Origin of the sequence: Streptomyces odontomachicola (genome assembly GCF_039605595.1) — a bacterium.
Classification (GTDB): Bacteria; Actinomycetota; Actinomycetes; order Streptomycetales; family Streptomycetaceae; genus Streptomyces.
Genome location: NZ_JBCFOK010000016.1, coordinates 13,155 through 32,534 on the forward strand (window position 1 = coordinate 13,155; position 19,380 = coordinate 32,534).

Below are 19,380 nucleotides of genomic sequence, written 5' to 3' on the forward strand. Positions count from 1 at the left end.
CTGTAGCACGGTAGGTTCTGTTATCCATCCGTTATACAAGCCCTGCCGTAGGGTCCCCGTAAAGGACGCCGAGAATTCCACGGGAGAGGCGAAGGGAGGCCCGGTGACCGGCAGCGGAAAGACGCGGCACGGGGTACGCGGCACGGAGCGCCGCCAGGAGGTGCTGCGCGCCGCGTTCGAGGTGATCGCCGAGCGCGGGTACCGCGGCGCGACGCTCGGCGCCGTCGCCGAACGCGCCGGACTGACCCAGCAGGGGCTGCTGCACTACTTCCCCACCAAGGAGGACCTGCTGATCGGCGTGCTCCAGGAACGCGACAAGTGGGACGTCACAGGCGTCCCCGCGAACCCGGTGAGTACTGAGGGCGGAGAGCGCGAACACACCTGGCCGCTGGCCAACTTCGCGACGCTGGTCGAGTACAACGCGATGCGTCCTGCGCTCGTGCAGACCTACGCCGCACTGCTCGGCGAGAGCATCACCCGGGACCACCCGGCCCGCGACTACTTCGGCGAACGCTTCGCCGCCGCCCGCGCGTTGACCGCGGCCACGCTCCGCGCGGAGTACGGGGAGAGCCTGCCCGGCGGCGGCCTGACCCCGGAGCAGGCGGCGCCGCTGCTGATCGCGGTGATGGACGGCCTCCAGTACCAGTGGCTCCTGGACCCCGAGGCCGTCGACATGCCGCAGGCCTTCCGCGCCTTCCTGGCACTGCTGGGAGAGAGCTGAACGGGGCCGCCGCGAAAGGGAAACCGCGCAGGAGAAGTCGCGCAGGGGAAGTCGCCGGGCGGCCGCCGGAAAGCCGCCGGCAACCGGCAAAAGGCCGTCGGCAACCGGCAAGAGGAAGGGGCCCGGGGGCGGAGGGGGTCACCCCCGGGCCGTTGGCCGAGGGCGTCAGCCGAGGGCGAGGACCGCGCGTACGGTCTTGCCGCCGCGCGGATGCGGGGTCGTCTGCAGGCGCCGCGCCAGATGGTGCACGAGCGCCATGCCCCGGCCGCCCTCCCGTTCGGCGTCGGCGCGCTGCCGCCGCGGGGTGCCCTCTCCGTGGTCGTGCACCTCCACGGTGAGGTCCCCGGCCTGCGCGGTGATCCGCAGGCGGCACCTGCCGCGGCCGTGCCGCACGGCGTTGGTGACCAGTTCGGAGACGATCAGCGCCGCCTCGTCGGCCTGCCGCGCCGCGGCCTCGGGTGCCCGCGCGCCGGTGAGGAACCCGGTGGTGAGCCTGCGGGCCCAGTGTGCCGACACGAGCGTGGGCGGCAGGATGCACTCCACGCGTGCGGTATGTCGCGGTGATCTGCGGACCGCGCTCATAGTGCTCACTTCCCCCCGGAGGACTGGCCGTTCGTCGGCCGCACCGTACGCACTCCGCGCGCTTGTCGCGGGTGTGAACCTGTGAACCCCCAATTCCCGCTGCCCGCCCCGCTAACCCATGCCGTCGACGTACCGCCGGGCCCTTCACAGCATCGCCACAACCCGGATATCCGATTCACCTTCGCAACGCAGCCGCTCCAGGGGGTCGGCGCTGCGGCGCGTACGAGGGCGCACACGCCGCGGACCTGCGGGGCGCCGCCGCGGCACACCCGCGCCGACGGCGTACGCGCGTGCCCCGCCGCGGCCGGCTGTCACATCATCGGCCTCGTCGGAGTGACGTCGCCGCGGCGACCACTACTGCGCGGGGTGCGCCGCGTTGCCAGGACATGCCACATGTGACGCAGCAGACGACGCAGACACCCCAGCCCCAGTCCCAGGACGGCGCGGCGGCCGCGCGGTCGGCGCACGTCCAACTGCCCGCGGGCGCACCGCAGTTCGCCGAGCTGACCGGCGCCTACTGGCTCGACTCCCCCGCCCTCGCCCTGGTGCGCCGCCGCGACGGCCCGGCGGCCTCGGCGCCCTCGACGGCACAGACGCCTGGTCATACGGCTGCTCCCGCGCCCGTTCAGCGGCCACGGCAGATCATGGCAGTTGATGGCAGAAGCGGGCGGGACGCGGGCCGCTGAGCCACCGCGCGCTCGCCGGCCCCTCGCCGACCCTTCGCCGGCCCCTTGTCTGCCACGTACCGGCCACCTGTCGGCCATTGGAGTAACGCGCGCGGCGAAGGCGCCTGCCGCGCGCCGCACTTGGCCAGACTGGCGCGCGTACCACGTCCCCGATCCGACCTCCCGCACCGGGAGCGCAGAACCGGAGCACACCCATGAACACCCGACGCATGGCGGCCGCCGCCGCTGCCGCCACCCTGCTGTCCGCGACCGCAGCCGGCTCCGCTTCGGCGGCCGCCCCGACCCCGTCCGACCTCCTCCCGTTCCTCGGCCCGCAGCACGGGAAGTCCCAGCAGGACAAGCCGCAGCAGGACAAGGGCCAGGAGAGCAAGAAGCAGGACGGCAAGGAGCAGCAGAAGGGCGGCCAGCCGCACGGCTCGAACCAGAAGGGCACGGACCAGAGCGGCAGCGACGGCCACAGCTTCGACGGCGACCCGACCGGCGGCTTCTCCCCCGAGACCGGGGCGCCGGAGTCCGGCGGCGGGCAGCCGGAGTCCGAGGGCGGCAAGGGCGACATGCTCGGCTGAGCACCGCGGCGCCACACCCCCGCTCACTCCGCGGCGGAACGGGCACGGGCCCTGCGCCACACACGCGCAGGGCCCCGCCGCGACGTCCCCGTTACGGCGCCGATCCTGGCGTGAGCCGCAGCACCGTGCCCTCGCCGTTCGCCGACAGCAGGAGGGAACCGTCCGGGGCCGCCGCGAGCCCGGCGAAGGGCGGCGCCACCCCCGGCATGCCGTGCGTGAACAGGGCGGGCCGGGTGCGCGGCACCGTGCCGGGCGGCAGGCCGACGGCCAAGTCCTCGGCCTCGACGCGGCGTTCGCCGGTCACGCGCGAGACGGCGACCAGCCTGCGCGCCCCGGTCTCCACCGTGAACAGCTCCTCGCCCAGCACCGCCAGCCCCTGCGGCGCGTCCAGCCCGTCGGCGACCTTCACCCACGTGCCGTCGTCCTCGATCCTGAGCAGCGCGCCGAGCTGGTCGTCGCTCACATGGCAGCGCCCCTCCGCGTCCAGGGCCACGTCCACGGGGTGCGGCAGCCCCTCCACGAGAACGGTGATCTCGTCGTCCCCGTCCAGGGCGAGCACCCGCCCCGCGCCGGTCTCGGCGATGATCAACTCGCGCCCGTCGCCCCGGCCGTCGCGCGCACCTTCCCGTACGCCGTCCCGCACTCCGTCCCGCACGGCGATGCCCGTGGGCTGCTGGAGGCCGCGCGCCCGTACGCGGGTGCTGCCGGCCTCGGCGTCGTACGTCGTCACCTCGCCGTACTGCGACGTGAGGTGCAGCAGCCCGCCGTCGGCGACGATCCCGTGCGCGAACGGGCGCAGGTGCCGGGTCACGAAGCCCTCGCCGGGGCCCTCGGCGGAGCCGTCCTCCGCAGAGCCGCCCTCCGCGTGGCCGGCCACCCGGTAGTGGTCGGCCGCGAACACGCGGCCCTTGAGGTCGATCGTCACCCCGTACGGGCCGTCCAGGCCGCGGGGCGCGAGCTCACGGGTGCGGCCGTCGGGGTGCAGTTCGGTGACTCCGCCGCTCGCGTAACTGGAGACGAACATGCGGTTCTCCGCGTCGAACGCCGCGTTGTCCAGGCCCGCGAGCCCGCTGGTCACCAGCGAACGGGAGCCGGATCCGTGCAGGTCGATGCGGGTGACGATGCCCTCGACGCCGCGCGAGAGCACCATCAGCACGCCGCCCTGGTCGAAGCGGACGGCGACCGGTTCGTGCACGCCCTCGGCGACGACCTCGGGGGCGCCGCCGTCCGGGGCGATCCGCCATACCTGACCGGTCACCATATGCGGGTAGTACAGGTTCCCGTCAGGGCCGAGCTGCATCGCGTTGCCGAGGGCCAGCCCCTCCGTGAGCACCCGCGCTTCCGTACCGGGCTCCTGTGACGGGCCGGCCTCGGGGAAGAGCTCCAGCAGCCGCCCGTTCATCCGCATCTCGTTCACGAACAGCCGGTCGCCGACGCAGGTGATGCCGTTGGGCACCTTCACCTGCTCGGACACGAGGGAGTATGCGCCCTGCGGCGTGCGCCGCCAGACCCGCCCCGGCACCAGGTCGGCGATGTACATCGATCCGTCGGCGCCGAACGCGAGGTCGTCCGGGGACTGCACGGGGCCGTCCATCGGCACCACCGTCTCCACGTCCCCGCTCGCCGGGTCCACCGCGCTGATCTTGCCCGCGAGGAACTGCGCCACGTACAGCCGCCCGTCGGGCCCGAAGGCGACCCCGTTCGAACCCCACAGCGGATTGGGCGGGTTGAGCCGCCGCGCGTCCCAACGGGGGCCGGCGGACGCCCCGTTCCGTGCACCGGAACCGAACCGGTTCACGGGGTCGCTCATGCCTCCCCCTCCCCCACCAGCACCTCGTCGAGCCCGCCGTTCGCGCGCCAGTCGCGGAGCAGCGCGTGGAAGGCGACCGGGCCGTCGCCGAAGGACTCGCTGCGCTTCCGCGGCATGCCCTCGTTGTTGTAGTAGCCCGGAGTGCACTCGGCGTGGAAGGCGTACAGGTCGGCGGCCTTCTCGCGGATCGTGGCGACCCACTTCTCCTCGGCCTCGGCCGTCGGCTCCACGTACGCCGCGCCCCGCTCCCGCGCCGCGCCGACGATCTCGGCCACGTGCGTGGCCTGTTCATCCAGTACGTGGACGAAGTTGACGGAGGCGGCGTTCTGCAGCGGGCCGAGCTGGAACAGGTTCGGGAAGCCGTGCGTGGAGAAGCCGTGCAGCGTGCGCGGCCCCTCGCGCCAGGCCTCGGTGAGCGCGGTGCCGCCGCGCCCGTACACAGGGAGGCGCCCCGAGGTGATCCCGGAGACGCCCACGTCGAAGCCGGTGCCGAAGATGATGCAGTCCACCTCGTACGCGGTGTCGCCGACCCACACCGCGTTCTCGGTGATGCGGTCCACGCCGTGGTGGTCGGTGGTGTCCACGAGGGTGACGTTGGGCCTGTTGAAGGCTTGGAGGTAGTGGTCGCTGAAGGTGGGCCGCTTGCACATGTAGTGGTACCAGGGCTTGAGCTTCTCGGCCGTCTCCGCGTCCTCGACCACGGCGTCCACCCGGTCGCGGATCTCGTTCATCTTCTGGAAGTCGGCGATCTCGTAGGCGCGTTCGCGCTCCTCCTCCGGCACCTCGCGGTAGGAGTCGCTGGGGACCAGCTTCTGCTGGAGCCGGGCGCTGCTGGTCCAGCCGTCGTCCACGAGGTCCTCCTCGGCGCGTCCCCCGGTGACCAGCGCGAGGAAGTTCTCGCGGCGGCGCCGCTGCCAGCCGGGTTCGAGCGAGGCGGCCCAGTCGGGGTCGGTGGGCCGGTTGGCGCGCACGTCCACCGAGGAGGGCGTGCGCTGGAAGACGTACAACTCCCGCGCGTCGGCGCCCAGATGGGGCACGCACTGGATGGCGGTCGCACCTGTGCCGATGAGGGCGACGCGCTTGTCCGCGAGCCGGTGCAGGTTCCCGTCCGCGTCGCCGCCGGTGTACGCGTAGTCCCAGCGGCTGGTGTGGAAGGCGTGCCCCTGGAACGTCCCGATCCCGGGGATGCCCGGCAGCTTGGCCTCGCTGAGCGTGCCGCTGGCTGTCACCACGTACCGGGCGCGCATCTCATCGCCCCTATCAGTGCTCACCTTCCATTCGTACGCCTCGTCGTCCCAGGTCAGGCCGGTCACCACGGTACGGAAGACGGCGTCCCGGTAGAGCCCGAAGGTCTCTGCGATCGCCATGGCGTGCTGGCGGATCTCCTCGCCGGGTGCGTACTTCCAGCGCGGTACGTAGCCGACCTCCTCCAGCAGCGGCATGTAGATGTAGGACTCGATGTCGCAGTGGATGCCGGGGTAGCGGTTCCAGTACCAGGTCCCGCCGAAATCGGCTCCCTTCTCGATCACCCGTATCGACTCCACGCCCGCCTGCCGCAGCCGCGCCCCGGCCAGCAGCCCGCCGAACCCGCCCCCGACGACCAGCACTTCGGTCCGGTCGCCGAGCGGTTCGCGCTCCGGCGCCGGGCCCGCGTACGGATCCTCGTCGTACGCGCCGAAGTCCCCGGTCACGGGCCGGTACTGGCGCCGCCCCTCGGGACGGATCCGGCGGTCGCGCTCGGCGCGGTAGCGGGCGCGCAGCGCCTCGGGGTCGAAGCCGAGCGCCTCCGGATCACCGGTTGGCGGGGCGGACGGGGTGTGGGGGTCGGTCATGCGGTCCCTCTTCTTCCTGCTCCCGATCACGGCGCCCGCCCGGGAGGCGGTCTGCGGGGCGGCGTCCATGGCGGGGCTCCTTGTCCGGGGCGAGCGCAGGGCGCGGCGTGGTGCGGTGCGGTGCGGCAATGCGTCGTGCACTATACATATTCAGTGCATCACGCACACCATGTGTGCCATGCACATTGCATGAGAGGATGGCCCCGGCAGAAGGAAGCGAGCAGGAGGCGGCGGGACGCATGGTCAGGCCGACGCACGAGGTCGAGTACGAGCAGATGCTGCTCAGCCGGCACGCGTACTTGCACCAGAGGGGCGGGCGCAGCAAGGACGGCGTGCTGGAGCGCAGCGCCTATGTGCTGCTCAGCCGCATCCGCGTGCAGGGGCCGATGTCGATCGGCGAGCTGAGCGACGCCTTCGGCCTGGACGCCTCCACGCTCAACCGGCAGACGGCGGCCGCGATGCGGTCCGGCCTGGTGGAGCGCATCGCCGATCCCGACGGGGGCATGGCGCGGAAGTTCCGCATCACCGACAAGGGCGCGCAGGCCCTGGACCACGAACGGGACAGCACCGTAAGGGCCCTGGACCAGGTACTCGCCGACTGGTCCGACGAGGACATCGCCGCCTTCGCGGGCTTCCTCCGGCGCTTCAACACCGACATCGAGCGCCTCGACGGGCGTCCTTGGCCGCGCCCCTGAGGGAGCGTCAAGGCGCTGCGTACTGGGTGCCGGTTAGGCGGGCCCGTCGTACGCGGCGGCCAGCTCGGCGAGGATGGCCGCGCTGCGCTTCCACTGTTCCGCGTGGGCGAGTTCGCCGGTCGTACGGAAGCCGAGCGGCTGGAGCGTGATGCCCACGCTGTCGGGGGCCCGCTCGGTCACGGCGAAGACGCAGCCGAGCAGGTCGCCGTGGTCGCGGGACTCCACCAGACGCAGCTTGACGCGGTGGCAGTACGCGCCGTGCACGGCGAGGAGCGCCGCGCGTCCGTCGCGCGCCAGGTTGGCCCGGGTACGGGTGCCGGCCAGGACCGCGAACAGCGTGCCGGTGCCGGGGCCCGGCTGGAGTTCCGCGCGGGAGAGCAGGGCCGCGTGGGGGTAGCCCTGGTCGTCGACGGTGAAGAAGGGGAAGCCCTGCTCGTCGTCGCCGACGTCGGGGAAGCCGTCCAGGAGGGCGCGGACGTCTTCGCCGAGCGGCACGGTGTCGTTCGGTGCCGTGGTGTCGGCCGGACCCTGGCGGTGCGGCTCGTCTTGAGGCGGCTCGCTCCGGGACGGCTCGCCGTGAGGCTGCTCGTCGTGCGGGCTCGGACTCATGGGCGGCGGCGTCATGGGGCCATTCTCCGGGAACGGCCGCGCGCTCCGGCGCACACCCCGGGAGAGCGAACGGGAGGCCCCCGCCGACGGGGGAAAACGGCAGGGGCCCCTCGCGCCAGTGTGGCACCGGGGCGCGCGGGTGCGGAAGCCGCGGGGTGAGCCTGTCAGCGCGGCAGCGCACGGTCGGGACGGCACACGGCGCACACCTCGCAGCGGCCGGGGCCGGGTGACGGTGCGCCGGGTCCGCCGGATCCACCGGGGGCCGCGCTCGCCCCCGTACCCGACCTCGTACTCCATCCCGCGTCCACGTCCACATCCACGTCCATGTCCGCGCCCGCGCCCAGGAGTCGGGCGGCCTCGCGTTCCGTGATGCGGCGCTGTTCGCCGCTCGCCTGGCCGCAGTCGCCGCGGTGGAGGCGCCAGCCGGGGTCGTCCGGCGCGCGCGGCGGTACGCGGGCGAGCAGCCAGCGGCGCCCGGCGACGGCACCCGTGGTGGGCACCGACGTGTAGTCCTCGCCGGGCAGCGGCGCGATGCGGTCGGCGTGCACGCTGAGCGGGGTCGGTACGGCGGCCGGCTCGGTCCTGCCGTCCGGGTGTCGCCTGCGGTCCGGGAGGATCGCCTCGCACTCGTACCACCAGCGGCCGTCCGGCGTGCGCTCGCGGGCGTTGACGATCACGTCCAGCTCCTGCCCGTCGGGCAGCACCGCCCTCGCCCAGGGACCTGCTCGCCGTTGCCACTCGCTCACCACCGTTCGATATTAGTTCGAATCTGGTGGCGCGTGCCAAACGGAGGCGGCCCGGGCGAGGGCGCGCGGCGGCTCCCGGCTCAGCCGGCGATGCGCAGGAGCAGCTTGCCCGTGGACGTGCGGCCGCCCATGAGCCGGTGCGCCGCGGCCGCCTCCGACAGCGGGAACTCGGCCGTGACGGGCAGCGCGACCGTCCCGTCCGAGACGGCGCGCAGGGCGCGTTCGGTCAGCGCGCGGAGGGCGTCGGGCGCCGACTGCGCGAGGGCGAGCACGGAGAAGCCGCCGACGGAGCGCCCCTGCGCGTACAGCTCGGCCTGTCCGGCGTGCCAGGGTTCGGCGCCGCTGGCGTTGCCGAAGGAGACCAGGCGGCCGAAGGCGGCGAGCGCTTCCAGGCCGCGGCGCAGGGTGTCCCCGCCGATCGGGTCCAGTACGAGGTCGACGCCCCTGCCGCCGGTCGCCCGGCGGACGTCGCCCTCGAAGCCGTCCGGGCCGAACACCTCGTCGTAGCCGTGCTTGCGCGCGTACGCGGCCTTGGCCTCGGTGGAGGCCACCCCGTACACCGCTCCGGCGCCCGCGGCGCGGGCCAACTGCCCTGCCACCGTGCCGATGCCGCCGGCCGCGCCGTGCACCAGCACGCTCTCGCCTGCGCGCAGCCGTCCGACCTCGTGGATCAGGGCGTGTGCGGTCGGCAGCACGGTCGGGAGGGTGGCAGCGGTACGCAGGTCCACGCCCTCGGGCAGGGGGAACACGGTGGCGGCCGCGGCGCGTACGACCTCGGCGTAGCCGCCGCCGTCGACCAGGGCCGCGACCTCCTGCCCGACGCGCAGGCCCTCGACGCCCTCACCCAGCGCCCTGACGTGCCCGGAGACCTCCAGGCCCGGGCGGTGGGGCAGCGAAGCGACCCGGTATCCCTCGGCGCGGGCCTTCACGTCGGCGAAGTTCACCCCGGCCCACGCGGCGTCGATGGTCACCTGACCGGGGCCCGGTTCGGGTGCCTCGGCCTCGACGGTCCGCAGCACCTCGGGGCCGCCGTACTCCTCGAACTCGGCCGTACGCATACGGCACACCACCCCTCCGCGAGTGAGTGTTCAATGGGCGTCGAACACTAGCAGTGTACGATGACGATTGAACACTGGGTGGAGAGAGCGAGGGAACGATGACGGACCGGGCCGAGGGGTCGAGCCACCGTCCGGCGCCGGTGCACACGCACCCCGACGACGTTCCCCTGCTCACCGCCCTGACGGCGCTCGCCGACCCCGTGCGCCTCCGGCTGGTCCGCGATCTGGCCGGCCACCCCGACTGGACGCTGAGCTGCAGCAACTTCGACGTCCCCGTCGGCAGGGCGGCCAAGAGCCACCACTTCACGGTCCTGCGCGACGCGGGCCTGGTCGAACAGCGCGACCAGGGCCCGAAACGCCTCAACCGCCTACGCCGCGAGGAGTTCGACGCCCGCTTTCCGGGGTTGCTCGCTTTGACTCTGCGGGAGGAGGGGGCGGGGTAGCGGGGGGCTTCGCGGATGGGCTGACGGCCCTGACTCGGGCTGCGCCCGGGGCTGTTCGGCGGCGTACGGCGACAACGGGCCGTGAAGTCGGCGGCAGGCGGCGGGAGATGACGCATGCCGCGCCCGCCAGCCGTCGTACAGGGCTCAGACCCGGGCCGCCCCAGTCCCGCTCGCGCTCAGTTCACTCAAGTAATCCGTCAGTGTGCGGTGCGGGGTCCACCCCTGGGTGCGGGCTCGGGTCAGGTCCAGGACCACGGGGTGGGAAAGCTGGTCCACCGCGTACGGGGTCAAAGGTGGGGCGGTGTCGCCCGGGGTGTGGCGGGCGAGCGTTTCGGCTATGCGGGATGCCAACTGGGCCAGCGGCAGGGGGAGGTGGCGGATGCGGGCGCGGATGGCGTGTGCGCGGAGTACGGCTGTGAGTGTGGCGTCGCGGTCGTACGGGGTCGCGTCGGCGATGTTGTAGGGGCCCGGGGACCAGCTCAGGGCTGCGAGGCAGGCGTCGGCGAGGTTCTCGGCCGCGGTGAGGCTCAGGGGGACGTCGGAGCCGGGGAGCAGGAGGGTTCCCGCGCGGACGCGGTCGAGCAGGCGGGGCAGGAGCTGGGTGTCCCCGCGGCCGTAGACGGCGCGCGGGCGCAGCGCCACCGCGCCCGCGTCCAGGGCCAGTCGCTCGCCCGCCGCCTTGGTACGCCCGTACGCGTTGAGCTGCCCGGAACGCGGATGATCCTCCGTCACCAGCGAACGGTCCCGGCGCGGGTCGTACACGCTCGCGCTGCTCACCCACACCAGCGGCCGCCCGGCCGCCGCCTCCAGGAGCCGGGCCGTGCCGTCGACGTTGACCGCGCGCATGGCCGCCTCGCCCGGCGAACCCGGTACCGGATCGCCGACGGCCGCGGCGCAGTGCACCACCGCGTCGACGCCGCTCAGGTCGGGCGCGCCCCGGGAGGCGTCCCAGTAACGGTGCTCACCCACCGGCCCAGGACGCCGTCCCAGCGCGATCACCCGGGCCCCGCGCGCATGCGCCGCACGAGCGACATGCCCACCACAGAAACCGCTGGCCCCGGTGACCCCCAGACACAGCCCCTCGACCTCGTACGCCGTCATCAGCGCGCCATCTCCCCTGCTAGCACGGCCAATTCGGCCCAGGACGGCGGCGCCCCGCGGCGGCTCGCCCGTGGGCGGTACGGGGCGAGGCGGGCCAGCGCGTCGGCGAGCAGGGCGGCCATGTGGCCGTCGCGGAAACCACTCGCGCCGGTGACGCCCAGGCGCAATCCCTCAACCTCGTACGCCGCCATCAACGCGCCACCTCCCCTGCCCGCACGGCCAGTTCCCCCCAAGACGGCAGCGCCGCCCGGCGGTCCGCCCGGGCGCGTACGACCCGCGGGCCGTACGGGGCGAGATAGCCCAGCGCGTCTGTGAGCTGCGCTCGGGCCATTCGGGCGCCGGGGCAGGTGTGCGGGCCCGCGCCGAACACCGAATGGGTCAGGGAAGGTTCGGCTGGGTGGTGTGCGTCGGGGGCGGTGCGGTGGGCTTCGGCTGCGTGGCGGGCGATCAGGAGGAGGCGGTCGCCTGGGCGTACCGGGTGGCCGGACAGTTCGGCCGGCTCGGCCGCCACGCGGGGCAGCAGCGGGGAGGGCGCGGTCACGCGGAGGAGTTCGTCGGCGAGTGCGGGGCGGAGGGCGGGATCGGCCGCCTGGCCCCAGAGGCCGGCGTCGGCGCACCAGGCCGCGGCGCGGGGCAGCGCGGCGACGGTGGTGTTGACCGCGGCGACCGCCACCATCGCGGGCAGCGGGTCGCCCTCGGCGCCGAGGAGGCGGTCGAGTTCGGCGGCGGTACGGGCCGCGGCCCGCTCCGCGCGCCGGTTGCGCGGCCCCGGCAGGTGCGCGCGTACGGAGGCGGACGCGGCACTCGCGCACGCCTCCGCCACCGCGCGCGGCGGCGCGGAACAGTCCAGCAGCCCGCACACCACGGCCCCCGACACCTCCCGGGCCAGCGCGACGAGGTCGACCTCGCCGCCGTGCGCGAGCGGCTCCAGCCCAGCGGCGAGGGCGCGCTGCCACACCGGCCGCAGGCGCTCCACGCCCGCCGCGCCGAACTGGTCGGCCGCTGCCCGCCGTTCCGCGCGGTGGTCGGCGCCGTCCTGGTCGAAGAGGACGCCGCCGCGCGCAGGGCAGCCACCGCCCTCGGGACCGCTGCCACCCCCGGGACCACTGCCCGCAAGAGCCGCGCGCGCCGCGCCTCCTGTCGTGCCCTCGGCCGTGCGGTCGAGCCGGATGCGGGTCAGGGCCTCGCGGTACGGCTCGGCCCCGTGCACCAGGAGGGTGCGGCCGATGCGGCGTACGGGGCGGCCGCGGGTGGCGGCGAGGAGGCCGAACAGCAGCGGGTGGCCGCGCAGATAGACGCGGCGGTCACGGCGGCGCGCACGGGCGAGCGCGCCGGGACTCGCCGCGGCGGCCTCCGGGGCCCCGGCCGCGGCCGGGCTCTCGACGTGCGGCGTCATCGGACGTGAACCTCCATGAAGTCGACAGAAACAACAGCCCCGGACAGCACACCGCGCACCCTCACCGCACATGCGCCTCCCCCGCCTCCGCAGGCCGGTAGCGGCGGTCCCAGTACCACAGCAAGGTGCGGCGGGGCCCCCAGGCGCGGAGCCTGCGGAGGCTGTTGTGGACCACCAACTGCTCGCAGCGTTCGATGCGTTCGGAGTGCTGCCGGGCGCGGTTGAGGAGCTCGACGTCCTCGGGGCGCTCGTGCAGGGGCACCCGGGCGGCACCGCCGCAGCGCAGGTAGAGGTCCGCCGTGAGGGCCAGGTTGTGGCCGTGGCACAGCACGTACGGGGTGAGGTAGCAGGGCTTGCGGTGTTCCGCGCGGAAACGCCCGTACAGCGCGCAGAGCCGGATCGCGGCGGGCAGCACGCGCGCCTCGGCGAAGGTCGGGCGCTCGTCGCGGCGCGGCACGCTGCGGCCGCACAGCATCTCGGCGCCGGCCAGGAAACGGGCCCTGGCCACCGCCGTCCAGTCGGGCGCGGGCAGGCAGTCGGCGTCCGTACGCAGCAACAACGTGGCGCCCCGCGCGATCGCGTGGCGGAAGCCGGTGTCGGCCGCCGCGCCCGCGCCCGGCTCGGACTCGGCGGTCAGCTCGACGGGGAAGGGCGCGTCGCGCGCGAACGCGCGCACCGCGTCCGCCGTGCCGTCGGTGCACGCGTTGTCCACCACCAGCAGCGTGAATCCGGTGTCCCGCTGGGCCGCGAGCGCGGCCAGGGTGGCGGGCAGCGAGGCCGCCTCGTTGTACGCGGGGATGATCACCCAGAGGTTCAACCGCCACCTCCTGGGGGCGATTCGGGCAGCACCGAATGGGGCGCCGCGGAAACGGAAGGAGCGCACGCCGTCGCCGCCCACGCCGCCGCGCGCAGCAGGACGCGGGCGCACAGTCCGCACCAGATCAGTACGCCGACGAGCAGCCCGGCCGAGCGGTACAGCGTGTCGTGCAGCTCCGCCGTCGCGGCCAGGTAGTGCCGCCCTGCGAACATCAGCGCCTGGCAGGCCAGCGCGGCGGCGAGTGCCGCGCGCAGCACGGGCCCCGTTCCGGGGCGGCCGCCGGGACGCGGCGTGCCCAGCAGCACGGCCGCGAACAGCGCCCACAGGGCGGGCACGGCCGCCCCCGCGCCGCCGCCACCGAGCCGTACGGCCACCGCGACCAGCGCGAACGCCGCGCACAGCGCGAGCGCCAGCACGACATCCCGTACGGCGTCCCTGAACGGGTTGCCGCTCCCCGCGTTCTGCCCGCACATGGCGCGCACGCCGGTGCGCAGCGCGCGCGTCATGCGCACCACGGCCCAGCCGAGCGCGAGCACGAGCAGCGGCCGCCAGTGCGCGGTGCCGAGCGGGAGCCGGGCGGCGGCCGCGGCGCCCTGGCCTGGCAGTACGGCGGCGGTGAACCGGGCCAGCGTCTCGCGGACCGGCCCGGCGCCCGGGCCGACGTGCGTGGCGAGGGTGCCGAGGAGCAGGACGGCGGGGGCCGTGCCGGTCAGCAGCGCGTACGTGAGCGCGCCCGCCAGCGCGTCGCCGTTGGCGGAGGTGTAGCGGCGGTGTGCGCGCAGGGAGCGGTCGACGGCGGGCCGCAGCGCGGTCACGAGCCGGGCTTTCGCGTGGTGCGGAGCCTTCAACTGCCGCGCTCCCCCGCCGAGTTCGTCGAGGCCGTCGAGTCCGTTGGGGCCACCGAGCCCGTTGGGGCCACCGGGCCGCCGCCCGCCATCAGCCCCGCCGCGATCCGCGACGCCGCCTCCCTGTCGGGCTTGCGCGAACGTCCCGACAGCGGCACCTCGGCGAAGAGCACGGCGTCGGGCCGCGCAGTGCCCATCCGGCGCAGCGGTTCCTCCAGGGCCGCGCGGAGGGCGCGCACCGAGACGCCGGGGCGCGGCTGGACGAGGGCGGCCAGGCGTTCGTCGCCGTCGCCCGCCGGTACGCCGACCAGCAGGGCGAGCTCGACGCCCGGGAGCTGCAACCGCGGTTCGTACAGGCCCGGGTAGATGTTCTCCGCGCCGCGCAGCACCATCTCCTTGCAGCGGCCCTCCAGCACGATGCGGCCCGCGTCGTCGAGGTGCGCGCGGTCTCCGGTGCGCACCCAGGGATCGGGCTCCTCGCCCAGGTAGCGGTGGCGGGCAGCGGGGCCGGCGAGGAGGAGTTCGCCGTCCGCTTCCGGCTTCGCGGAGACGCCGGGCAGCGGGGCGCCCACGAGGTCGCCGAGGCCCGGTCCCTCCTCCTCGTACGCGGCCTTCTCGCGGGACTCGACGGCCGCGGCGGGGAACAGTTCCGTCAGCGCGTACACGCCCCACGCCTCGTCGGCGCCCGACTCCCGTACGCGGCCGAGGAGTTCGCGGCTCGCGGGCGCCGAGCCCGTCCACACGCTGCCGGCGAAGGGTGCGTCCTCGGCCAGCGCCGCGCGCAGTTGAGGGGGCGTCAGGTAGGTGCTCTGGGGCACGGTCCTGTGCAGCTGGCGGGCGAGGGTACGGGGCGAGCGCGCGGGCAGTGCGACGGGGGCGCCCTGGGCCAGGCACGGTACGAGGACGAAGAACGTGCCGCCCAGCACCGGGAGTCCGGGCCGCGCGGGCACCATCGAGGCGACCGCCTCCATGCCGGCGGCCAGGCTGGAGCGGGTGTGCACGACCGCGCGGGGGCGGGTCGTGGTGCCGGAGGTGAAGACGATCACGGCGTCGGCGTCACCGTCGCCTCCGCTCAAGGGGCCTGCTGTGGTGGCGGGCTCCAACTTCGGCGCGCAGCCCGGGAGTCGGCGGCCGACCGTGGCCACCGGGCCCAGACCGTCCAGCGCGGGCAGCGAGAGTCCGGCGCGGCGGGCCAGCGGGCGGGCCCAGCCCGCCGCCGCCTGCGCGGTGGCGTCGGCGAGGATCAGCGCGGGCGGCGCGAGGGCCAGGCGGGCGCGCAGCACCTCGGGGCCCGCGCCGGGGTCGAGTACGGCGCCTCGGAGGTGGAGGCGCCAGAGGGCGAGCATGATGGCAAGGGCGCGTGGGCCGGGGCGTACGGCTACGCCCACGGTGTCGCCGGGGCGCAGGCCGCGGGCGTGCAGGGCTGTGGCGTAGGCGTCGGCCATGGCTGTGAGGTCGCCTCGGGTGGCGAGCACCTTGGGGGCGCCTGCGCGGGTGGCGCCCAGGATCGCTGGGCGTTCTGGGGCCGCGCGCAGCGAGTGGTCGAGGCGGTCGAGCATCAGCGCGGCTCCTTTCGGCGCGGGGCGCCTGCGGGGCTGCGCCGCGGGCCCCGTTGGGTGCGTGGCTGGGTGGGCGCGGGGGCGGCGGTCCGCTGTGCCCACCCGTTCCGCCCCTCGCGCTGACCGATCGCCCACAGCTCAAAGGGGGTCGAGTACACCCACCTCATCTCGGGTCCTCCCCCATCGCGCCGCTCCCCCTGTCCAAGTACCAGCGGGCCGTGCCTCGCAGGCCGTAGGCGCGGATTCGGCGGGTGGAGTTCTCCACCGCCATGGAGCGGGAGTGAGCTATGCGGGCGGTATGCGTGCGTACGCGGTTGAGGAAGAGGCGGTCTGTGGGGGACGGGCGGCGGGGCATGCCGCCCACTGCCTCGTACGTGGCAGCCGTGATGGCCATGTTGTTGCCCGCGTGCATGCGGTACGGGGCGCGGTACCCGTTCCTGCGCGCGTGCGCGGGGCGCAGCCGCCCGAACAGCGCGGCCAACCCGACCAGTACGCGGAAACCGGCGCGCCCCAGCACCCCGTGCTCGTCGCGCCGCGCGAGGATGCGCCCGCACACCATGTCGGCGCGCCCGCTCTCGAGCGCCGAACGCGCGGCGGCGGTCCAACCGGGGCGCGGCAGGCAGTCCGCGTCGGTGCGGGCCAGCAGCACGGCGCCGCGCTCGACGGCGTACCGGAAACCGGTGTCCACCGCGCAGCCCACGCCCTTCTCTGGCTCCTCCAGCACCTCCACGGGGAACGGCGCGTCCGCCGCGAACTTCCGCGCCAGCGCCGCCGTCCCGTCCGCCGACCCGTTGTCCACGACCAGCAGCGTGAAGTCCCGGTCACGCTGGGCCTCCAGGGCCCGCAGCGTGCCGGGGAGCCTGGCCTCCTCCTCGTACGCGGGGACGATCACCCACAGGCGGTTGCGGTCCTGAGCGGCCGCGGTCACGACTTCTCCCACAGCATCGTCATCATGCTGATCCCGCCGCCGAGCCCGACGAACAGCACGCGCTCACCGGGGGCTATCTCGCCGTACGCGCGGTCCAGTTGTACGCCGAGGGCCGCGCTGGCGATGTTGCCCAGCTCGGGGACGGTGACCACGAGCTTGTCCTCCGGCACGCCGGTCAGCTCCTGGAAGCGCTCCAGATACGGCAGGGTCACCTGGTGCACGAGCACCTTGGCGATGCCGTCCCAGCCCGAGCCGGCGCCGGTCCCCATACCGTCCAGGCCCGCACCGTGCAGGCCGGCCCGGTGCAGCGTGCGGTCGATGACGGCCGTGCCCACCTTCTCGAAGACGCCGCGCAGTTCGTGGCCGTCGCCGCGGAAGTAGGTGTGCTCGTCGCCGCGCGGGTGCCGGGAGCCGCCGCCGGGTATGCCGCCCACGCGCCAGTGCTCGGAGTGCGTCTCGGTGTCCACGTCCAGGATGCCGCCGCTCTCCACCTCCTCGACCAGCACTGCCGCGCCCGCGTCGCCGAAGGTGTAGCCCGCGAAGGACGCGCGGAACGCGGCGTGGTCCTCCGGCGCCGTGCGCACCGAGCGGCTCGGGGTCTCCCCCGTGACCACCAGGGCCCGCCGCGCACGCCCCGCGAGGATCATGGAGCGGGCCAGGTCGATCCCGTTGAGGAAGCTGTTGCAGGCGTTGGTGACGTCCAGCGCGTGCGCCCTGCTGCCCAGTTCGTCCTGCACCATGTGCGCCGTGGCGGGCTCGATCATGTCCCGCGTCGCGGAGGCGAACAGCAGCAGGTCCACGTCCAGCGGGTCGAGCCCGGCCGAGGCCAGCGCGCGCCGGCCCGCCGCGACCGCCAGCGTGGAGGCGTACACCCCCTCATCCGCGACCCGTCGCGTACGGATGCCGGTGGCCTGCCGCAGCAGTCCGGGCGGCAGGGCTGGACCGCCGTTCCCGGCGACGTGGCGCAGCAACTCCTCGGAGGTCAGCTCCCGTCCGGGCAGCTCTCTCCCGGGCAACGCGCTGCCCGTGGCGGTGATCCCCGCCCGTCTGCTCCCCGCCGGGGCGGCGTGTTCCCGCGCGTGCGGAGTGCGTGGTGTATCGGGCATGCGCCCCATGCTTTCCTCGGCGCGGGGCGTGTGGCCTGAGTACATGTACTCAGGAGCGGAGGCCGGTGAGTGAGCGGTTTACGCAGGTGAGGGCCGCAGTTCGCGCGAAAAGGGACGGGGCGGACCGGACCGCGCGGACCCCCGCCTACCTCTCGTACGACGCGTACCCCCGTACCCCTAGGGCTCGTCGGGGTGCGCGACGCGCAGCAACAGCGCGTGCAGCGTCTCGCGCTCCTCGGCGGAGAGCTGCCCGGTCAGCTCGTCGGTGACGCGGCGGCTCGCCTCGTCGGTGTCCCGCAGGAACGCGCTGCCCGCGCCCGTGAGCGCGACCAGCCTGGTCCGCCGGTCGTTCGGCGCGGGCCCCCGCTCCACGAACCCCTGCCGCTCCAGGTCGTCGACGAGGCCGACGATGGCGCTGGGGTCGTAGCCGAGCCGGGAGCTGAGCTCGCGCTGCGGCGCGCCCTCCACGGTGGCGAGGTAGCGCAGCAGCGCATAGTGGCGCAGCCGCAGTCCGTGCTCCTGGAGCGCCGCGTTGAAGAGCTGCCCCGAGCGCAGGCCGATCCGGTAGAGCAGATAGCCGGTGTCGGCGTGCAGCCCCCGCATCCACGGTTCGCCCGCGTCGACGGGCTGCTGCACCTGCGGAGTCGCGGGCGTTCTCTGGGCGGCGATGGCACTGCTCCCTGCTCAAGGCCCCGTACGGGCGCGGTCGTTCGGTTCCGCTCAGCATGCAGCACGACGCCTCGCAAGAACAACTATTGACGTCGACAATGATTGCTCTTAGCTTCCTTTCAGGTCGTGCGCCACTCCAACTCCCGACCGGGCGCCGCACGTTGAGCGGCCCGTGTCGAGCCCGTGCCGACCGCCCCGCACCCCCGGCGAAAGGACCGCGCAGTGTCACCCACCCCCTCAGCCCCCTCTCCCGGCTCCCCCGTGGACCTCACCGGCAAGGCAGCCGTGGTCACCGGCGCCGGGCGCGGGCTCGGGCTCGCGTACGCCGAGGCCCTGGCACGCTCCGGCGCCCGTGTCGTCGTCAACGACGCGGACCCGCAGGCCGCGCGGGAGGCCGCCGACGCGATCGTGAAGGCGGGCGGCGAGGCCGTCGCCGAGGCCGCAGCGGTCGGCACGGCGGAGGCGGCCGACCGCCTGGTCGCCCGCGCCGTCGAGGAGTTCGGGCGGCTCGACGTGCTGGTCACCAACGCCGGGATCCTGCGGGACCGGGTGCTGTGGAAGATGACCGACGAGGACTTCGACGACGTGGTGACCACCCACCTGCGGGGCACCTTCACGTGTGCGCGCGCCGCCGCCGTACGGATGCGGGAGCAAGGCGAGGGCGGCAGCCTCGTCCTGGTCGGCTCGCCCGCGGGCCAGCGCGGCAACTTCGGGCAGACCAACTACGCGGCAGCCAAGGCCGGCATCGCCGCGATGGCCCGCACCTGGTCGATGGAGCTGGCCAGGGCGCGGATCACGGTGAACGCCGTCATCCCGGTGGCGGCCACCGCGATGACCGAGACGATCCCGGCCTTCGCCCCGTACGTGCGCGAGCTGCGCGAGAACGGGACGCCGCTGCCCGAATTCCTGCGCAAGGGCGAGGGCTTCGGCACCGCCGAGGACTGCGCCGCGCTCGTGCCCTTCCTCGCCTCGGACGCCGCGCGCGACGTCACGGGCCAGTGCATCGGCATCGGCGGCGACCGGCTCTCGCTCTGGTCGCACCCGCAGGAGGTGAGCACCGCGTACGCGGACGGCGGCTGGACCCCCGGGGCGCTGGCCGCCTCCTGGCACGGCGGGGTCGGCGCGGAACCGCAGGGCGTGGGCATCCCCGCGCCCCGCGTACCCGGTACCGGCACCGGGGAGGAGGGCTGATGACGGCCGCACAGCGCCCC

Annotated in this window: 21 protein-coding genes; 6 read left to right on the forward strand and 15 right to left on the reverse strand. The window is 74.6% G+C overall.

Annotation, left to right across the window (positions count from 1 at the left end):
• The first annotated feature begins 103 nt into the window (after positions 1-103).
• Entirely contained in the window at positions 104-721 is a 618-nt protein-coding gene (locus tag ABEE00_RS26535) for a TetR/AcrR family transcriptional regulator (RefSeq protein WP_345748199.1), read from the forward strand.
• Between the two features lie 165 nt (positions 722-886).
• Here ABEE00_RS26535 and ABEE00_RS26540 read toward each other — a convergent pair whose 3' ends face one another.
• Positions 887-1,264, reverse strand: coding sequence for an ATP-binding protein (locus tag ABEE00_RS26540; protein ID WP_345748200.1), 378 nt, complete (start codon positions 1,262-1,264; stop codon positions 887-889).
• Between the two features lie 434 nt (positions 1,265-1,698).
• On the opposite strand from ABEE00_RS26540, the gene ABEE00_RS26545 reads away from it, so the two are divergent.
• Complete coding sequence (locus ABEE00_RS26545; RefSeq protein ID WP_345748201.1) at positions 1,699-1,989, forward strand: hypothetical protein; 291 nt, start codon at positions 1,699-1,701, stop codon at positions 1,987-1,989.
• Positions 1,990-2,183: 194 nt separating this feature from the next.
• Positions 2,184-2,555, forward strand: coding sequence for a hypothetical protein (locus tag ABEE00_RS26550; protein WP_345748202.1), 372 nt, complete (start codon positions 2,184-2,186; stop codon positions 2,553-2,555).
• Positions 2,556-2,646: 91 nt separating this feature from the next.
• On the opposite strand, the gene ABEE00_RS26555 is transcribed toward ABEE00_RS26550, so the two are convergent.
• Together ABEE00_RS26555 and ABEE00_RS26560 are read right to left on the reverse strand one after the other, a co-directional pair.
• Positions 2,647-4,365: a hypothetical protein gene (locus ABEE00_RS26555; RefSeq protein ID WP_345748203.1), complete on the reverse strand. Its 1,719-nt coding sequence runs from the start codon at positions 4,363-4,365 to the stop codon at positions 2,647-2,649.
• Complete coding sequence (locus ABEE00_RS26560; RefSeq protein WP_345748369.1) at positions 4,362-6,197, reverse strand: flavin-containing monooxygenase; 1,836 nt, start codon at positions 6,195-6,197, stop codon at positions 4,362-4,364. Before ABEE00_RS26560 ends, ABEE00_RS26555 begins: the two co-directional genes overlap by 4 nt.
• A gap of 239 nt (positions 6,198-6,436) precedes the next feature.
• Here ABEE00_RS26560 and ABEE00_RS26565 point away from each other — a divergent pair, with 239 nt between their 5' ends.
• The gene (locus ABEE00_RS26565) at positions 6,437-6,892 is read left to right on the forward strand and encodes a MarR family winged helix-turn-helix transcriptional regulator (protein ID WP_345748370.1); all 456 of its coding nucleotides are present in this window, start codon (positions 6,437-6,439) and stop codon (positions 6,890-6,892) included.
• Between the two features lie 33 nt (positions 6,893-6,925).
• On the opposite strand, the gene ABEE00_RS26570 is transcribed toward ABEE00_RS26565, so the two are convergent.
• From ABEE00_RS26570 to ABEE00_RS26580, 3 genes are all read right to left on the reverse strand, one after another.
• Positions 6,926-7,516: a hypothetical protein gene (locus ABEE00_RS26570; protein ID WP_345748204.1), complete on the reverse strand. Its 591-nt coding sequence runs from the start codon at positions 7,514-7,516 to the stop codon at positions 6,926-6,928.
• A gap of 149 nt (positions 7,517-7,665) precedes the next feature.
• Positions 7,666-8,247 carry a DUF6233 domain-containing protein gene (locus ABEE00_RS26575; RefSeq protein ID WP_345748205.1) on the reverse strand — a complete coding sequence of 194 codons (582 nt, stop codon included), beginning with the start codon at positions 8,245-8,247 and terminating at the stop codon, positions 7,666-7,668.
• Positions 8,248-8,327: 80 nt separating this feature from the next.
• Positions 8,328-9,305 carry a quinone oxidoreductase family protein gene (locus ABEE00_RS26580; RefSeq protein WP_345748206.1) on the reverse strand — a complete coding sequence of 326 codons (978 nt, stop codon included), beginning with the start codon at positions 9,303-9,305 and terminating at the stop codon, positions 8,328-8,330.
• A 98-nt stretch (positions 9,306-9,403) separates the two neighbouring features.
• On the opposite strand from ABEE00_RS26580, the gene ABEE00_RS26585 reads away from it, so the two are divergent.
• On the forward strand, positions 9,404-9,748 hold the full coding sequence (locus tag ABEE00_RS26585) for an ArsR/SmtB family transcription factor (protein ID WP_345748207.1): 345 nt from the start codon (positions 9,404-9,406) through the stop codon (positions 9,746-9,748).
• Positions 9,749-9,892: 144 nt separating this feature from the next.
• On the opposite strand, the gene ABEE00_RS26590 is transcribed toward ABEE00_RS26585, so the two are convergent.
• From ABEE00_RS26590 to ABEE00_RS26630, 9 genes are all read right to left on the reverse strand, one after another.
• Positions 9,893-10,849: an NAD-dependent epimerase/dehydratase family protein gene (locus ABEE00_RS26590; protein ID WP_345748208.1), complete on the reverse strand. Its 957-nt coding sequence runs from the start codon at positions 10,847-10,849 to the stop codon at positions 9,893-9,895.
• Positions 10,849-11,040, reverse strand: a complete 192-nt coding sequence (locus tag ABEE00_RS26595) for a hypothetical protein (RefSeq protein WP_345748209.1) — start codon at positions 11,038-11,040, stop codon at positions 10,849-10,851. Before ABEE00_RS26595 ends, ABEE00_RS26590 begins: the two co-directional genes overlap by 1 nt.
• Positions 11,040-12,245 carry a cytochrome P450 gene (locus ABEE00_RS26600; RefSeq protein WP_345748210.1) on the reverse strand — a complete coding sequence of 402 codons (1,206 nt, stop codon included), beginning with the start codon at positions 12,243-12,245 and terminating at the stop codon, positions 11,040-11,042. The genes ABEE00_RS26595 and ABEE00_RS26600 overlap by 1 nt, the downstream gene beginning before the upstream one ends.
• Before the next feature lie 61 nt (positions 12,246-12,306).
• Positions 12,307-13,062 carry a glycosyltransferase family 2 protein gene (locus ABEE00_RS26605; protein WP_345748211.1) on the reverse strand — a complete coding sequence of 252 codons (756 nt, stop codon included), beginning with the start codon at positions 13,060-13,062 and terminating at the stop codon, positions 12,307-12,309.
• Complete coding sequence (locus ABEE00_RS26610) at positions 13,059-13,910, reverse strand: YhjD/YihY/BrkB family envelope integrity protein (protein WP_345748212.1); 852 nt, start codon at positions 13,908-13,910, stop codon at positions 13,059-13,061. Before ABEE00_RS26610 ends, ABEE00_RS26605 begins: the two co-directional genes overlap by 4 nt.
• Positions 13,907-15,466: a class I adenylate-forming enzyme family protein gene (locus ABEE00_RS26615; RefSeq protein WP_345748213.1), complete on the reverse strand. Its 1,560-nt coding sequence runs from the start codon at positions 15,464-15,466 to the stop codon at positions 13,907-13,909. The genes ABEE00_RS26610 and ABEE00_RS26615 overlap by 4 nt, the downstream gene beginning before the upstream one ends.
• A 163-nt stretch (positions 15,467-15,629) precedes the next feature.
• A complete protein-coding gene (locus ABEE00_RS26620; protein WP_345748214.1) occupies positions 15,630-16,394 on the reverse strand; it encodes a glycosyltransferase family 2 protein in 765 nt (254 codons plus the stop codon).
• Positions 16,391-17,500 carry a 3-oxoacyl-ACP synthase III family protein gene (locus tag ABEE00_RS26625; protein WP_345748215.1) on the reverse strand — a complete coding sequence of 370 codons (1,110 nt, stop codon included), beginning with the start codon at positions 17,498-17,500 and terminating at the stop codon, positions 16,391-16,393. The genes ABEE00_RS26620 and ABEE00_RS26625 overlap by 4 nt, the downstream gene beginning before the upstream one ends.
• A 177-nt stretch (positions 17,501-17,677) precedes the next feature.
• Positions 17,678-18,103 (reverse strand): MarR family winged helix-turn-helix transcriptional regulator, encoded by a 426-nt coding sequence (locus ABEE00_RS26630; RefSeq protein WP_345748371.1) that lies wholly within the window; start codon positions 18,101-18,103, stop codon positions 17,678-17,680.
• A 288-nt stretch (positions 18,104-18,391) separates the two neighbouring features.
• Here ABEE00_RS26630 and ABEE00_RS26635 point away from each other — a divergent pair, with 288 nt between their 5' ends.
• The gene (locus ABEE00_RS26635; protein WP_345748216.1) at positions 18,392-19,360 is read left to right on the forward strand and encodes an SDR family NAD(P)-dependent oxidoreductase; all 969 of its coding nucleotides are present in this window, start codon (positions 18,392-18,394) and stop codon (positions 19,358-19,360) included.
• The last annotated feature ends 20 nt before the right edge of the window (positions 19,361-19,380 follow it).